Below are 16,295 nucleotides of genomic sequence, written 5' to 3'. Positions count from 1 at the left end.
ACAAAATTAACAAAGGTATTTTGTCATTTGTGCTGTTTTTTGCAAACTATAAATCGGTCAAACTACGCGCATTATTTAATTATTAGGATGTCGTTATGCCACTCGCTTTATGGGCGCTTACTCTAAGCGCATTTGCAATTGGGACAACCGAATTTGTCATTGTTGGATTGGTACCAACTATTGCCACCGATTTGGGCGTGAGCTTGCCTTCAGCAGGGTTGCTCGTCAGCCTATATGCCGTTGGTGTCGCTATCGGTGCCCCTATCCTTACTGCACTCACTGGTCGCTGGAATCGTAAAATAGTACTGATGAGCCTAATGGGTCTGTTTGTCATCGGCAACTTGCTGGCTTGGCAAGCACCCAGTTATGAAACCTTAATACTTGCCCGTATCTTGACTGGTCTGGCACATGGTGTGTTTTTCTCTATTGGTTCCATGATAGCTACTAGCCTTGTCAGTAAAGAAAAAGAAGCCAGTGCAATTGCCATTATGTTTGCCGGACTCACTGTGGCGCTCGTCACTGGCGTCCCCCTTGGTACATGGATTGGACAGCATTTCGGTTGGCGCGCTACGTTTTTGGTCGTCTCAGCACTGGGTTTAATCGCTTTAATTGGTAGCGCTATATTAGTACCAAAAAACCTAAAAAAATCTATCCCTGCAACCTTCAAAGAGCAATTACAAGTCATTGTAAAACCGCAATTACTACTGGTCTATTTAATGACTATTCTCGGCTATGGCGGTACGTTTACGGCATTTACCTACCTAGCACCTATCTTAGAACAACAAACCAAATTTGCGCCATCAGCCATCGGTATTATCATGCTAGTATATGGCGTGTCCGTTGCTATCGGTAATATCTGGGGCGGCAAACTTGCAGATAAACGTGGCCCTATTAGTGCGCTTAGCATTATATTTAGCGCCTTAAGCATTATTCTTTTATTATTCACCTTTACTATGCAATCCAAGATCGCTGCTGTACTCACTATTTTGGTATGGGGTGCGTTTGCCTTTGGTAATGTACCGGGCCTACAAATCTACGTGGTCAAACAAGCTGAAAAATATACACCGAACGCTGTCGATGTCGCTTCTGGATTGAACATTGCTGCATTTAATATCGGTATTGCACTGGGCTCAGTCATCGGTGGTAGCGTGGTTGAAAATATGTCACTGCAAGATACAGCTTGGATCGGCGCTGTCATCTCTTTAATGGCATTAGCGGTAACACGCTATTCAGGTCTACTTGATAAGCGTGCCCTGCAAACATCATAGAACCTTTCAATGTAAAACTTTTCAATATACAACCTCTCAACATACGGGTCTCAAACTGTTTATGCAGTATGAGACCATATAAGTGTTATGAAAAAGCCGTATCTATATCACTTAACTTATACTGTCGCTGTGTCTGCCATATCTGCGTCATGAAAGGCCGTCTCATCATTCGAAACCGTTTCGTTTTTTAAGACCGCACTTGGTAAATCGGAAAAATGCAGCGTGTCAATATTGTTAGGCTTCACCGCAGTGACTTGAACCACACCGATGGTACGCTCCAAGAATCCCCCTTCGCAGTAACAAAAATAAAACGCCCATAGGCGGATAAAGGCATCGTCATAGCCAAGCGCCTGAATCTCTGCTCGCTGTGCCATAAATGCAGCACGCCAATCACGCAGCGTATATGCATAATCAAAGCCATAATCATGTAGTTGCTTGATGACCATGTCCGTCTGCTCAGTAAACTGTGTCGTCAGCTCTTGGTTGGATAGCAGACAGCCCCCTGGGAATATATGTGTCTGGATAAAATCGACCGAATCGATATAGTCTTGATAATTCTGATCATTAAAAGTGATGGCCTGCAATACCATAAGACCCGTTGGTTTGAGCAAGCTATTGCACTTGGCAAAGAACGTCGGTAAGTACTCATGTCCCACCGCCTCAATCATCTCGATACTGACCAGCTTGTCGTACTTTCCCGTCAGTTCGCGGTAATCTTGCTTAAGAAGCGTGATCTTATCAGACAATCCTGCCGCTTCCACTCGTCTCTGCGCCTCGTCATATTGCGCATCAGATATCGTAGTAGTGGTCACATGACAGCCATAATGAGTAGCTGCATAAATCGCAAAACCACCCCAGCCTGTACCAATCTCAATGACACTATCATCAGCACTCAGCTGTAAACGTTGGCATATGAGCGACAGTTTGTGCTGCTGAGCATCGCTAAGCGTCACGTCAGGCGTAGGATAGACTGCCGATGAGTACATCATCGTATCGTCCAAAAACCGCTCATACATATCATTGCCCAAATCATAATGCGCTAGGATATTGGATTTGGAGCCAGATTTGTCATTACTACGTAGCTGATGCTTCGCTTTTTCAAATGCTTTACTAATACCTGCAAAACGATTTTCTAGTTTATTGAGCACTGCTAAGTTACGAGCTGCCAAACGAATCAAACCTGTTAGATCATCCGTATCCCATTCACCATCGATATAGCTGTCTGCTAGCGCGATAGAGCCACCAAGTAATAGCTGACGATAGACAGCGCTATCATGAATCTGTAATGTCACATGTAGTGAATGGCGACCAACCGCTGAACTACTAGCGTCGTTAGTAGCTACTTTACCAAAACTACTTGTCTTAGGTTCCTGCTCGTCAAATGTTTCAATCAGCGTGAGGCTACCAAACTGAACGTGCTGTAACGCACGAAATATAAGCTTTCTAGCTAAGTTATTCATACTATTGCTGACTGGCTGTAGTACGGCACTTTCGTTAACCACTCTACTCATGCGAGCGGTTAATTTCTCTAATTTTGTCACTGGTGCTCGGTCAGTCGGTCGTACTGACATCGTATGGTTGTCCTTGTCTAGGTTCTTTTGTTTTGAAATTGACTATATAAAATGTGTTGCTGGTTTTTGGATTTCTAGATTATCAATCGTTTAAAGTTTCGTTTTTTAAAGAGGCAGATGTTTTCTGATTACTATCGGTCAATTTTTCATCATAATTGATATAAGGCACCTTTTTGATCGCATAGAGTTTAAAGGCTTGCCCATAAATACGTGCTAACGAGGTCATGTTCATCAGTGGGTTTTTTCGTAAGCTATTGCGAACGGTGGTTTCTGTCAGCGGCACCCCTGATATCTTTATACCCGTTCTTAGGACCTCACCGCGCTCATCACTGATATTGATCGCAATACGAACTTGCAAGCCTGTGCTTGACTGCTTATCTGCCGTATGTTGTTGTGTACGTTTTACCGTCACCTGCCAGCGGTATAGCTGATCGATAGGATTAAAAGGTGACACATGAAAGTCCTTGTCATGACAAAACTCAGTCTCTTCTCCTTCTAACAAAAACCCATAGTAATGACGCTTGTCCCAAGGTGTATTGGATACTTCAGCCAATAAGTGCGTCGGCGTCTGCTGCTCATTAAACCCTAAGTAAAAATTGACTGGGCTAAAATACATACCTGCATTACGGCATACGAGTAATCCCACCATATCTCCTGTAGGACTGCTACCTGCATGTTTGATAAATGCTTGGCTCAGACGCTGCTCTAGCGCTTGATTAGACGGTAAGTTGCCATCAATATCTTTATTGTCACTTATGTTCTCATTGTCATTTAGGCTCTCATTGTCATTTAGGCTCTCATTGTCATTTAGGCTCTCATTGTCATTTAGGCTTTCATTACTACTTAGGCTATTGAAACCCTCTAGATAATCATTAGGGCAAAATTGTTGCAGCGCTTTTGTCTTAGCTGAAAATAAAGGCAATCCCTTTGCCAATAACTTCTTTGGTAATATCTTGCTCAGGTGTGATACGCCTAAAACCTTATGCTCACCAAAAGCTGCCGTGTCTATTTCTGGAAGATCCTGTCCTGCCGCCAATGCACCGATATTGATGCCCCAATAGCGATACGGATAAACAAACTTATTCACATTAGGTAGCAACCGACTATGCCATGTCGTGCCCTCAAGCAATTGATGCGCTAATGCAGTAGTATCACAAGCTAGCTCATGACGTAACATATCATTAGTAGGTTTGGTGGACACGGTCATAGACACTCTCTTCGGTAAAGGCACATGATGATAGAAAAATTTGCAATATTGCTCGCAAGGCTATTTGGCTTTACGGCGAGCAAATAAACCACGTTTTTTATTTTGATTATTATCATCAGCCGCACTCTGTAAGCGCTCAGCATACTCAACCAGCTCCTGGTTGGTGGTCGCAGTGTTAATCTGACGCTTATCAAGGGTGCGTGCTTTTGTGTCAGCTTTTACTGGCAAGTCTTTATAACGAAACGGCGTATGTGCGCTATCCGCATTAGGCAAATACGCTGGATCAACCTCGTCTTTTATATCCATATCATGACCGAGCGCCTGACACACACGTAGACCGCTGCGTACGCCATCTTCATGAAAGCCATTAAACCAATATGCTCCGCAAAAATGCGTATGCAACCCTGTGCCAGAGATACTTGACCATTTGGTTTGCGCCTCAATCATCTTTAGATCGAACACTGGATGGCTATAATCAATGCTTTTGACGATTTGCTGATCATCTATCTCATGGTTAAGCGTAACCAAATAATTATGATTCTTGGTCAGACGCTGCAAGATATTCATATGATACGTTAGCACGGGTTTTTCAGGTCGTTGTGTATTTACGCCAGCTTGATTCTTGTCTGTCACATTGTCTGAAGTCTTTCTATCAATAAGGTAGTTCCAGCTTGCCCATGCCAGTGGCTTCTTGGGTAAGACGCTCGTATCGGTATGCAATACAGCCGTGTTTTCGGTGAAGCGGAAGTGACTCAGCACCTCAGTTTCAGTGGTACTGGCATCTGTTAGAATCTTCAGTGCGGTGTCTGCATGACAGGCAAAAACAACCTCGTCAAATACAAGGTTCTCGATGTTGTTAGCATCACCTTTGTTCTGAACCGTCAACAGCACTTTCTCACCATCACGTGTCACAGACTGTACTGGACTATTGACTCGCACTTTGCCACCCGCTTTGATAAAGCGTGGAATCAGTTTATTAACGTATTGTTTTGAGCCGCCTTTAATCGTGAACCACTGCGGACGATTGACCACATCGAGCAAGCCATGATTGTCAAAAAATTGCGCAAAAAACACCAGTGGGAAATCTTGCACCTCATCCAGACTGGTTGACCAAATGGCAGATACCATGGGCAGCAGATAGTTATCAGTAAACAGCTGACCATAGTTTTGTTGAGCCAAGTAATTACCTAGCGTCTGCTCAGTAAATCCGCTAATGTCTTGCCCCGCAGCACGCGCACTATCATACTCTTGACGGAGCTGCTTAATGTGTTTATTAAACTGCAAGATATCTTTGATAAACTGCCAGAACTTTGGATTGAGTACGTTTTTGCGCTGCGATAATAAGGTGTTGAGCGTATGCCCATTGTATTCAAAACGACGTGCGGTATTTTTGACCGAAAAGCTCATATCCGTCGCCTGAAATGGCACTTGCAGATCGTGGAGCAAACGGAAGAAATTGGGATAAGTACGCTCATTAAAAACAATAAAACCGGTATCTATGGCGCTACTCTCTACGTTACTAGTCTTTGCTTTTTTGCCGTCCTGTAGTGCCACATCAATGGTATTTACATGCCCGCCGATATAATCATTGGCCTCAAAAACGGTCACCTCATGTTGCGCGCCTAAATAATGCGCACAGGTCAGTCCTGACACACCCGAGCCAATAATGGCGATACGTTTTTGCGCTGCCTGATGGTCAGCATTTTTGGCATCATTGCTGTCCGTAGTTTTTTGGTTATTTGCACGCTTGAAACGAATAAACGGCATAAAAGCATTCCCTGTTATATTTTTGCGGTTGTTATCGTGGATGATCTGCTTATCAGTAAGTTATTTCTTATTGAGTTTCTCACTCACTTGCTGCCAGACCAAATCAGGCAATGTGCCCAATGCTTTTAGTGGCATCGTTAATTTTTTGGGGAACTCAATAACCTCGTGCCCGCTTTCTATGCCATCACGGATGGCTTGACTGGCCTGCTTTGGCGTCTGGATAAACGGCATAGGAAAATCATTTTGCTCAGTCATTGGCGTTTCAACAAAACCCGGTACGACCAAGCTCACCGACACATCGTGTGGTGCGAGGCTAATCTGTAATGTTTTCATCAGATAATGGATAGCAGCTTTTGAGCTACCATAAGCTTCAGCACGGGCAAACGGCACGTAAGCAGACGCTGAACCGATACCGACTAGGCGACCTTTAGACGCAATGAGCTTTGGCAATACGCCTTCGATGGCATGAGACAACGTACCCATATTGACTGACATCACTTTCATAAATACTTCGCTATCAAAGTTTGGCATATCTAAATACTCACACATGCCAGCACCGCAAATCGCCAAATCAATGGTGTCGACTTTTTCAAACGCTGCAATGACTTTTTCACGATCCATCAGGTCCAAATCAATCGTCTCTGCGCCGAGCGATTTTAGCTCAGCCAGCGCCTCGTCATCACGGCCGACAGCATACACGGTATGGCCCTCTAGCAGATAATCCTTGGTCAATTGATTGCCAATACCAGAGGTCGCACCAGTAATAAGAATGTGTTGTTTTTCAGCAGAATCTGTCATCGTGAATATCCTTTTTAAATGTTCTTATAATATGAAAAGCGTATCGCTCAACAAAGAGCTGAATAGAGCTGTTTTTAAATTCGGATGCAAGCTTTCATCTGAGCGTATTTGTGCTCTGTTATATGGCTTGTTTTTATTAACCTATACGCCATCTTATTTAACAAACCTAAATAGTTATAGTAGTCGGCTATAGGTTTATTGTTGTGTCTTCGCAATTGCCACAACGAAACCATCTTATCTTTGCTGTGGTCTTCATATTTATACAGTGAGTCATGCTAAAAGACAGTCCGCAATGTTTTGTTATCGGGGTAATAAGACAGCGCTATATCAGCATGCTACAATATTAAAATAGCCGCGCAGACATGGATGAGCGTCTCATTTATGATCGAATTGTGGCTATCTTCACGACAAGATGAGGTGATTGTCTAAACTGCCCGATATCTTGTCCTGATAGTGATAAAAGCGTTATATAATTAATATCGATTTTTACCAATCCCACTCCCATATAAAAAAGGATCTCTCATGAGCGAGTTGCAACTGTCTGACCGCGTCAATAGCATCAAACCCTCTCCTACGCTAGCGATTACTAATAAAGCAAAAGAACTAAAAGCAGCTGGCAAAGACATTATCGGTTTGGGTGCAGGCGAGCCTGATTTTGATACCCCTGACCACATCAAAAAAGCAGCAATCGATGCCATCAATAATGGCTTCACCAAATATACTGCTGTTGATGGTACGCCAGAGCTAAAAACCGCCATCATAGAGAAATTCAAGCGTGACAATGACATCAGCTACGAGCCAAACGAAATCCTAGTATCGGTCGGTGGTAAGCAGTCATTCTTTAACCTTGCCCAAGCGTTTATCAATCCTGGCGACGAAGTCATCATCCCAGCACCATACTGGGTGAGCTATCCTGATATGGTTATCATCGCAGAAGGCGTACCAGTCATCGTAAAATGCCCCGCTGAGCAAGATTTCAAAATCACCGCTGAGCAGCTAGAAGACGCCATCACTGAAAAAACCAAACTGTTGGTATTGAACAGCCCTTCTAACCCGACTGGTATGATTTATACCTTGGATGAGCTAAAAGCCATCGCTGAAGTATTGAAAAAGCATCCACACGTGTATGTGGCATCAGACGACATGTACGAGCACATCCGCTGGACGGGTGATAAGTTCTACAATATCCTCAATGCCGCGCCTGAGCTAAAAGACCGTGCCATTATCCTAAACGGTGTGTCTAAAGCCTATGCGATGACAGGCTGGCGTATTGGCTATGCTGGTGGCCCTGCCAAACTCATCGGCGCGATGAAAAAAGTACAGTCACAGTCTACTTCATGCCCAACCTCCATCAGCCAAGTGGCTGCAGAAGCAGCCATCAGTGGCGATCAGAGCGTACTTGAGCCAATGGTAGCGGCATTTGAGAAGCGCTGCGACCTAGTCGTTAATGGTCTAAACGCCATCAAAGGGATCACTTGCTTGCGCCCTGACGGTGCGTTCTACGTGTATCCTGAAATCAAGCCACTCATCAAAGCCGCTGGCCTATCATCATGTACTGAGTTTTCAGCATGGTTACTAGAAAAAGTCGGTGTCGCGGTCGTACCTGGTGATGCTTTCGGTCTTGGTGGCTATATGCGTATCTCTTACGCGACTGATGAAGCCACATTGCAAGATGCCTTGTCACGTATCGAAAAAGCCATTGCTGACTTGGACGTTGCCGAATAAGTCACAAAGCATCGTTAGCCTTACAAGTGCTTTAACAAAAAAGACGCCGCGTCGTTTCTATGCGGCGTCTTTTTTATGGTTGTTTTTGCTATTTATCCGTAAAAGCCCTCTCCCTCATCATTAAAGTGATATTTTTTACGAGTTATGAAAAAAAACGCTTGACGTATTTTTTATCTTTGCTAGAATACGCCCCACTTAGCAAGAACTCGTTAGAGACTTCTAAGGCTCGTTGTAAGCGATTAGTTACTTACAACCTATTCTCCAATAGCTCAGTTGGTAGAGCAACGGACTGTTAATCCGTGTGTCCCTGGTTCGAGCCCAGGTTGGAGAGCCACATTTTAGTAGTAAACCTTTTGAGTCACTATAGATTCAATTATGGCATTTGCCAAAACCCCCATCAGTTTGATGGGGGTTTTTTTATGGCTTGTATTTGAAAGCAACTCTGCACTGACTCTACTGTCTTAATTAGCTTGGCAGCATAGGCAGCCAAACAACCAAGGCCAAAAGCGTCACTAGTAACACAGGAGGCGTAATCAGCAGGCCTATTTTTATATATTGTCCCCAGCTAATTTTGTAGTTTTTTTCTGCCAATACATGCAACCATAATAACGTCGCAAGACTGCCAATCGGTGTAAACTTAGGGCCCAAATCGTTGCCGATTACATTGGCATAAATCATCAGTTCTCGCGTCGCAGCGGGCACTTGCGCCTGATCAATCGCGAGCGCACCGACCAAAGTCGCTGGCATATTATTCATGATAGACGCGACAATGGCAGATAAAAACCCAGTCCCTACTGTGGCAATGACTGCGCCCTGCCCTCCTAGCCAGTTAAGCACGCGCGCGCCATAGGCGGTAAGACCTGCATTGCCCAAGCCATACACCACCAAATACATACCAATCGAAAACAGGACGATTTGCCAAGGGGCTTTGCGTACGACATCACTGACAGAAATCACCGCGCCGCGTCCGCCTTGCCACAAACGACCAGCGATGGCCATTAGCAACAATGCGATAGCGCCAGTGACAAGTGAAATAGGTAACCCTAGCGGCTCGGTCGCAAAATAAGCAACCAGTAGCAAACCCAACAATGGAAAAGCGGCGCGAAAGACCAATGGATCGGTAATAGCGGATGCAGGGGCACTTAGATTATCGACTGGATAGTGCTTAGGAATATGACGGGCATAGACCATCCACAATACCAGTAGCGTCGCCAATACGGACACAATATTCACGGGCACCATAACTGCCGCATAACGCCCAAAACCAATATCAAAATAATTGGCGCTAACGATATTAACTAAATTTGAGGTGACCAAGGGCAGACTTGCTGTATCAGCGATAAAACCCGTCGCGATGATAAAAGCTAAAGCGGAAGGTGGTGCAAAATTTAGGCGCAGCAAGATCGCAATCACAATGGGCGTCAGTAATAGCGCCGCCCCATCATTGGCAAAAAACGCAGAAATAAACGCACCCAATATAACAATCATCGGAAACAGCAGTCGCCCTTGCCCATTGCCAAGGCGTGCCACATGCAGCGCTGCCCAACCAAAAAATCCTGCTCTATCCAAGATAAGCGAGATGATGATCAGCGCCACAAAAGTAAAGGTCGCATCCCAAACAATATCCCACACGATACCGACATCTGATAGCTGCACGACGCCAAGCGCTAACGCGACCAAGGCGCCGCCCATCGCACTCCAACCGATACCCAACCCTTTCGGTTGCCATATTACCAGCACCAGAGTGACAACAAAAATAGCGAACGCAAGCATGGCACAGCCTTACTTAAATAATAATGTTAATGTGATTGTATTGGGGTAACAGTCTTAGCGTATCCGTATCAAAGCGACTTTTGATTGACGCGGTTCGATACTTCTTCAGCGCTCTCGACGCGTTCTGAATAGCGATCGGTAAGATACGCTGAGCGTCCGCGGGTAAGCCAAGTAAATTTCACCAACTCTTCGCAGACATCGACAAGACGCAGATATAACGGCGACATATCCATGCGATTGTTATCGTTAAATTCTAAAAAGGCTTTGGGTATAGAGGACTGATTAGGGATAGTGATCATCCGCATCCAACGTCCAAGAATACGCATCTGATTGACCGTATTAAAGCTTTGACTGCCGCCACTGACTTGCATTAGTGCTAAGGTTTTACCCTGTGTTGGACGCACGCCACCCAAAGACAGCGGAATCCAATCGATTTGCGCTTTCATGATACTGGTGATACTGCCATGACGCTCTGGACTCACCCAAAGCATCCCTTCTGACCACTGCGCCAACTCTCGTAGCTCTTGCACTTTTGGATGATCTGAATCTACATCGTCAGGCAGTGGCAAGCCTGATGGGTCAAACATCCGCACCTCACAACCATACCAGCGTAACAGTCGGCTCGACTCTTCCGCGGCCAATCTAGAGAATGAGCGCGCGCGGACAGAGCCGTACAACACCAATATTTTGGGCGCATGACGTGGGTCATTAGGCGCGATCAACGACTCAATGTCGATTGGTTGAATATTGTCGACATCGATATTGGGTAAATCGTCAAAGCTAGAATTTGCTGAAGCAGTAGACTCCGTTATTGATGCTGGTTCGGCCTTAGTGTTTGCCATGATAAATGACCTCTCCATCTTCTTTTGTGAAGCTACTGACAGGGTTTGCTAGCAGTTCAAACACGCGCTCTGAAGGACGACATAAGGCCGCACCTTTATCAGTCACCACGATCGGACGATTGATCAAAATAGGATGCGCGATCATGGCATCGATGATGTGATCATCAGAGAGCTCAGGGTTGTCTAGGCCAAGCTCATCATTAACCACCTCTTTACTTCTTAGCAACTCTCTTGGAGAGATTTGCATTTGGGCTAATAACTCAACTAAGCGTGCTCGTGTTGGTGGGTTTTTTAGATATTCCACCACTTCTGGCGTCTCTCCTGATGCTTTCATAATGGCAAGTGTGTTGCGAGAGGTTCCACAATTAGGGTTATGCAAAATTAAAGGTTTCATCGTCATCTTACCTATTTTATCAGTATGTTTATTGAATCGATTATTGGTTTAATGATTATCTTGCTCAGCAGACTCATTTACCCTGCATCCACTTAAACTGTCGATGAGTGAGGCACACAATTCTGGATGGCCTGCACAGCAGTCTTGTAATAAAAATTGAATGACGCTATCCATATGTGAGAGCGACGCCCGATAGATAATTTGCCGACTCTGTCGCTGTGAGACCACCCACCCTGCTCTTGACAGCACTGCTAGATGCGCCGACATGGTATTGTGCGGCACAGAGAGCTGACGGGCTACCTCACCCGCAGGGAGTCCTTCAGGCTCGTGGCTGACCAGCAACCTAAAAGCCTTTAGACGAGTGTCTTGAGAAAGTGCTGCAAAGCTTGCAGTAGCATTAGTTATTTCCATATGTCCAATAATATAGACATATGGAAATAATTCAATGATTTTTGGATGAAATTTTTTCTTTTGGAAGTATCAAAGAACACTCACTATCGTTCAATGAGCCAAACTACTTCTAGCACTAGTGGCTATTATCCTTGGGAGTAATACTGGATAAATTGATTGTATTTGTATTTATAGTTACAGCTTATGGGTTATAACAAGCGCGGTATTACCTAACGCTATAACTTACCGCTGATTTGATAGGTTGTATACTCGACCGACATGAATCAAGCTGATCAGCTTGATCAGTGGCTTTATAAGTAGCTGTGCACTACCAAGAATAAACAGCCACGTCCCATCTGTGGTGAGCGACTCTTTTAAAAAGAAAGACCTACCAATCAAAAACTAAATAGCGATAAGTAAATCATTGACTGCGCCCAACGCATTGTAACGTCGCTGTATCACAATATGATCTTGTCCAACCCCTAAATCTAGCTTTTTACTATCACTCAAAATGCATCCCTTATATATCTATATTTATTAGGCAAACAGATATATCAGGCTGCAAATGCCGCTGTCAACAGAAGGCGCTGTAAGGCGTACGAAAATAAAGAGATTAATACCTGCTATGGCTTATTTATCCAATAATTTTAAGACTAATTTTTACTTATATTACATATTACTGAAAATAGTGGCAAAAAGGATTTTCGATTGATGATCGTGCTATCGTGGGTGGCTCATCTGCAATATACCAAAATATGATGACATTAAGCAAAAACACCTAAACACAAAAAAACCCCAAGTAAACTAATACTTGAGGCGAAACTTGCTTAAACTTTACAGTCTAAATTCGTTTTAAATATGGCGCAGCGGACGGGACTCGAACCCGCGACCCCCGGCGTGACAGGCCGGTATTCTAACCAACTGAACTACCGCTGCTTAGGTCGTCTTAGCTTCTTGCTCTTATTTAAAGAGCCCACTTGCTAAAAAGTGGTGGGTGATGACGGATTCGAACCGCCGACATTCTGCGTGTAAGGCAGACGCTCTACCAACTGAGCTAATCACCCTGAGAACCGTTAAAAAATTGCACTGCAATTTTAGGTTCGCAAGAGAAAATTCCTTAAAGGGAATTTTCTGAAGCTTTTAAAGCAATCAAGCTTTTCAACTTCTAAAGCTATCATCAGCTGTCACACTCAATGTTAACTTAATCAGCTGGGCTTATCTAAGTAAGTCCTCTTGCTGTGGGTGTGTATTATATAGATTTACACTTGGCTGTCAAACGCTATTTTTCAATTTTTTAAATATTTTTCAATTTTATATCGAAATTTTTAGCAAGCATATGTTTTTATTGATTTTATATTTTCATAAAAAATCATTTTTTTTAGACTCGATACTTACTTATTGGTTAATGCTTGCTCAATGTCTTTTTTGATGGCATCTGGCTTGGTCGTTGGCGCATAACGATCGATGACCTGCCCTTTGCTATCGATTAAAAACTTGGTGAAATTCCATTTGATGCCATCTGTCAGTAGGCCACCTTTTTGGTCTTTAAGCCAGTCATAGATAGGATGAGCGTCTGCACCATTGACATCAATTTTCGCCATCATAGGAAAGCTGACACCATAGTTTTTTTGACAAAACGCGCCGATCTCGTCATTGCTACCGGGATCTTGGCTGCCAAATTGATTACAAGGAAAGCCGATAACGACTAGCCCTTGATCTTTGTATTGTTGATATAACGATTCTAACCCTTCGAACTGCGGAGTGAATCCACATTTGCTTGCCGTATTAACGATTAGCAATACTTTATCTTTATACTCAGAAAACGCTTGCGAGCTGCCGTCCATACGCTCAGCGGTGAAGTCATAAATAGTACTCATCATCTATCCTTAAATTGAGAATTTTATTATTTTGATTATTTGTTTCAATAACGCCGTTTTCTTTATCACATGAATATTAGAAACCCTTGAAAAGGAAGCACTCTGTACTTCCCCTCTCACACTTCTAAAATCAGATAAAGGACTTACTTCTCAGATTTATCCAAATCAATAGATACTGAGTTGATACAATAGCGCATACCTGTCGTCTCACGTGGACCATCAGGGAACACGTGCCCTAAATGTGCACCGCAGTTGCTACAGGTGACTTCGGTACGAATCATACCCAATGAGTTGTCAACATGCTCGTCTATCGCGCTGTTATCAATCCCTTGATCGAAACTTGGCCAACCACAACCCGCATCAAACTTGTTGCTTGAATCAAACAAACTGGCACCGCAGCCTTTGCAGCGATAAACACCATCATCAGTTGCATCGTTATAAACGCCTGTAAATGGACGCTCTGTGCCCTTTTCACGCATCACATGATACTCGTCAGCGCTCAAACGCTCTTTCCAGTCAGCTTCGGTCAATTGGCTGATTTCTTCTTTACTCAATTGATTGTCTTGCATAATGTACCCTTATTCGATTATTTATTATTGATAACTATTTTATCGCCATATTATTATAAAAACGATGGGTTATATGTGAAGGTTCACAACTCACTATTCAAGGCATATTTAAAAAGAGTACTGCCAATGCTAGGTGATTTACAGTGCTTTGGGCAGCACCCTTCTAATAAAATACAGTCAATAATATTCGCTTATCTATAGATGTGAGCAAGATATGAGCATCCAGCAAAGAGGAAAAGACACAATATTGCAAGTTATTCTTGCATTTTATAAAAAGCGTTTCTATCTCTTGCAATATTTTTTGTAATGCAATAATATCTTGCATTGGTAAGTTATGAAAAAATATTCAATTTTGTATCATCTATACACGTTCACTGATTGATAAAGGCTCAAATAACAATGTCCGATAGCAATAGTAAAAGCACGCAAGCAGAGCGGCTAGTACAGCTACGCCGAGACAAAGGATTTACCGCAGAGCAGCTAGCACAGGCAATGACAGCCGCTGGTGCAAAGGTCAGTCGCGGCGCTATCTCCAACTGGGAGCGCGGCACTAATGGTATTGTCTCATCTAAGCTACCGACACTGGCTCGTATTTTAGGCTGTAGCGAAGGCTATCTCTTGCGCGGTGATCTTCAAAGTGAAGATACTAGTATGCTTTTATCCGAAGACAACTATTTATCTCAAAGTATGGATTTAGAGACAGCTCACGCTTCAGCTAGCCCATCAGACAATGGGGCAGCTAAGACTCAGCTTGAGACTTTTCCCGACACCGATAAACATTCACAAACCTACCCGACAAAGGGTCACGCTATGAACACCATAAAAAAATCCGATAAATTACAAAACGTCTGCTACGACATTCGCGGCCCCCTACTCCAAACTGCCAATAAAATGGAAGCAGAGGGTAAGCGCATACTGAAGCTAAATGTAGGCAATCCAGCGCCGTTTGGTCTAGAAGCGCCTCATGAAATCTTGCGTGACGTGGCGATGAATTTATCTGAGGCAACGGGTTATTCGGACTCACAAGGGATTTTTTCGGCGCGCAAAGCCATTTTGCAATATTACCAGTCTAAAGGCCTCTTATCAGCAGTTGATGTGCGTGACGTCTATCTGGGTAATGGTGTGTCTGAGTTGATTGTCATGACCATGCAAGCGCTAATGAACGATGGCGATGAAGTCCTGATTCCGATGCCAGATTACCCACTTTGGACAGCAGCGGCTAACCTCGCTGGCGGCACCGCTGTGCATTATCGCTGTAATGAAGCAGACAACTGGCATCCTGATGTTGAGGATATTAAATCTAAAATCACTAGCAAAACAAAGGGCATCGTGGTTATCAACCCCAATAACCCGACAGGCTCCCTTTATAGCGATGAGTTATTAAAACAAATTATCGAAGTTGCTAAAGAGCACAACTTAATCATCATGGCGGACGAGATTTACGATCGTATTCTCTATGATGATAATGTACATACACCGATGAGCACCTTGACCGATGAAGTACTGGTACTCTCATACAATGGCTTGTCAAAGTCACACCGTATTGCCGGATTTCGCTCAGGCTGGATGATGGTGTCTGGACGCAAACAACACGCGACTGACTTTATTGAAGGCTTGGATATGCTGGCATCCATGCGCCTTTGCTCGAATGTTCAAGGACAGTATGCCATCCAAACAGCGATGGGCGGTCATCAGAGTATGCAAGACTTGACCTCCGAAACAGGTCGCCTATATAAACAGCGCGAAATGGCGGTTTCACGTCTCAATGCGATTAAAGGCATTTCTTGTACCATGCCGCAAGGTGCGTTTTACTGTTTTCCAAAAATGGATCCAGAGGTTTACCCTATCACGGATGATATGGACTTTATGATGGACTTACTCGTCGAAGAAAACGTGTTGATGGTGCAAGGCACAGGCTTCAACTGGGACAAACCCGATCATTTTCGTTTGGTCTTTTTGCCTAACTTGCTTGATTTAGAAAATGCGATGGATAGATTGGACCGATTTTTTGCAAAAAAACGCCAGCAGTTTGGCACTGAGTAAATATTCATATGACATTAAAAAACGCTTATCGGCGTCATGCTGATAAGCGTTTTTTATGGCTCTAGAATAAG

14 protein-coding genes and 3 tRNA genes are annotated in these 16,295 nt (G+C 43.8%); 4 read left to right on the top strand and 13 right to left on the bottom strand.

The window, feature by feature from the left end:
* The first annotated feature begins 95 nt into the window (after positions 1 to 95).
* Complete coding sequence (locus tag BLR43_RS03310) at positions 96 to 1,268, top strand: MFS transporter (protein ID WP_071001942.1); 1,173 nt, start codon at positions 96 to 98, stop codon at positions 1,266 to 1,268.
* Positions 1,269 to 1,384: 116 nt separating this feature from the next.
* Here BLR43_RS03310 and BLR43_RS03305 read toward each other — a convergent pair whose 3' ends face one another.
* From BLR43_RS03305 to BLR43_RS03290, 4 genes are all read right to left on the bottom strand, one after another.
* Positions 1,385 to 2,839 carry an SAM-dependent methyltransferase gene (locus BLR43_RS03305; protein WP_093068784.1) on the bottom strand — a complete coding sequence of 485 codons (1,455 nt, stop codon included), beginning with the start codon at positions 2,837 to 2,839 and terminating at the stop codon, positions 1,385 to 1,387.
* Positions 2,840 to 2,921: 82 nt separating this feature from the next.
* On the bottom strand, positions 2,922 to 4,046 hold the full coding sequence (locus tag BLR43_RS03300; protein WP_093068781.1) for a DUF1365 domain-containing protein: 1,125 nt from the start codon (positions 4,044 to 4,046) through the stop codon (positions 2,922 to 2,924).
* A gap of 60 nt (positions 4,047 to 4,106) precedes the next feature.
* Positions 4,107 to 5,813: an NAD(P)/FAD-dependent oxidoreductase gene (locus tag BLR43_RS03295; RefSeq protein WP_093068778.1), complete on the bottom strand. Its 1,707-nt coding sequence runs from the start codon at positions 5,811 to 5,813 to the stop codon at positions 4,107 to 4,109.
* Positions 5,814 to 5,873: 60 nt separating this feature from the next.
* Positions 5,874 to 6,611 carry an SDR family NAD(P)-dependent oxidoreductase gene (locus BLR43_RS03290; RefSeq protein ID WP_093068775.1) on the bottom strand — a complete coding sequence of 246 codons (738 nt, stop codon included), beginning with the start codon at positions 6,609 to 6,611 and terminating at the stop codon, positions 5,874 to 5,876.
* A 522-nt stretch (positions 6,612 to 7,133) separates the two neighbouring features.
* Here BLR43_RS03290 and BLR43_RS03285 point away from each other — a divergent pair.
* Both BLR43_RS03285 and BLR43_RS03280 read left to right on the top strand, forming a co-directional pair.
* Positions 7,134 to 8,336 (top strand): pyridoxal phosphate-dependent aminotransferase, encoded by a 1,203-nt coding sequence (locus tag BLR43_RS03285; RefSeq protein WP_071001946.1) that lies wholly within the window; start codon positions 7,134 to 7,136, stop codon positions 8,334 to 8,336.
* Between the two features lie 258 nt (positions 8,337 to 8,594).
* Positions 8,595 to 8,670, top strand: a tRNA-Asn gene (locus BLR43_RS03280).
* 131 nt (positions 8,671 to 8,801) lie between these two features.
* On the opposite strand, the gene BLR43_RS03275 is transcribed toward BLR43_RS03280, so the two are convergent.
* From BLR43_RS03275 to msrB, 9 genes are all read right to left on the bottom strand, one after another.
* Complete coding sequence (locus tag BLR43_RS03275) at positions 8,802 to 10,109, bottom strand: arsenic transporter (RefSeq protein ID WP_071001947.1); 1,308 nt, start codon at positions 10,107 to 10,109, stop codon at positions 8,802 to 8,804.
* Positions 10,110 to 10,177: 68 nt separating this feature from the next.
* Entirely contained in the window at positions 10,178 to 10,951 is a 774-nt protein-coding gene (arsH, locus tag BLR43_RS03270; protein ID WP_223333026.1) for an arsenical resistance protein ArsH, read from the bottom strand.
* Positions 10,938 to 11,345, bottom strand: coding sequence for an arsenate reductase (glutaredoxin) (gene arsC / locus BLR43_RS03265; protein WP_093068772.1), 408 nt, complete (start codon positions 11,343 to 11,345; stop codon positions 10,938 to 10,940). The genes arsH and arsC overlap by 14 nt, the downstream gene beginning before the upstream one ends.
* A gap of 48 nt (positions 11,346 to 11,393) precedes the next feature.
* Entirely contained in the window at positions 11,394 to 11,756 is a 363-nt protein-coding gene (locus BLR43_RS03260) for an ArsR/SmtB family transcription factor (protein ID WP_093068769.1), read from the bottom strand.
* Between the two features lie 222 nt (positions 11,757 to 11,978).
* Positions 11,979 to 12,134, bottom strand: a complete 156-nt coding sequence (locus BLR43_RS13995) for a YrhK family protein (protein WP_197496725.1) — start codon at positions 12,132 to 12,134, stop codon at positions 11,979 to 11,981.
* Between the two features lie 460 nt (positions 12,135 to 12,594).
* Positions 12,595 to 12,671, bottom strand: a tRNA-Asp gene (locus BLR43_RS03250).
* 52 nt (positions 12,672 to 12,723) lie between these two features.
* Positions 12,724 to 12,799 (bottom strand) — tRNA-Val (locus BLR43_RS03245).
* Between the two features lie 327 nt (positions 12,800 to 13,126).
* On the bottom strand, positions 13,127 to 13,612 hold the full coding sequence (locus BLR43_RS03240) for a glutathione peroxidase (RefSeq protein WP_071001950.1): 486 nt from the start codon (positions 13,610 to 13,612) through the stop codon (positions 13,127 to 13,129).
* 143 nt (positions 13,613 to 13,755) lie between these two features.
* Entirely contained in the window at positions 13,756 to 14,181 is a 426-nt protein-coding gene (gene msrB / locus BLR43_RS03235; protein WP_058025889.1) for a peptide-methionine (R)-S-oxide reductase MsrB, read from the bottom strand.
* A gap of 399 nt (positions 14,182 to 14,580) precedes the next feature.
* Here msrB and BLR43_RS03230 point away from each other — a divergent pair, with 399 nt between their 5' ends.
* On the top strand, positions 14,581 to 16,224 hold the full coding sequence (locus tag BLR43_RS03230) for an aminotransferase class I/II-fold pyridoxal phosphate-dependent enzyme (RefSeq protein ID WP_093068767.1): 1,644 nt from the start codon (positions 14,581 to 14,583) through the stop codon (positions 16,222 to 16,224).
* Positions 16,225 to 16,295: the final 71 nt, after the last annotated feature.

Origin of the sequence: Psychrobacter pacificensis (assembly GCF_900101915.1) — a bacterium.
GTDB classification, from domain to species: domain Bacteria; phylum Pseudomonadota; class Gammaproteobacteria; order Pseudomonadales; family Moraxellaceae; genus Psychrobacter; species Psychrobacter pacificensis.
This window is presented reverse-complemented; position numbering and strand designations above follow the sequence as displayed.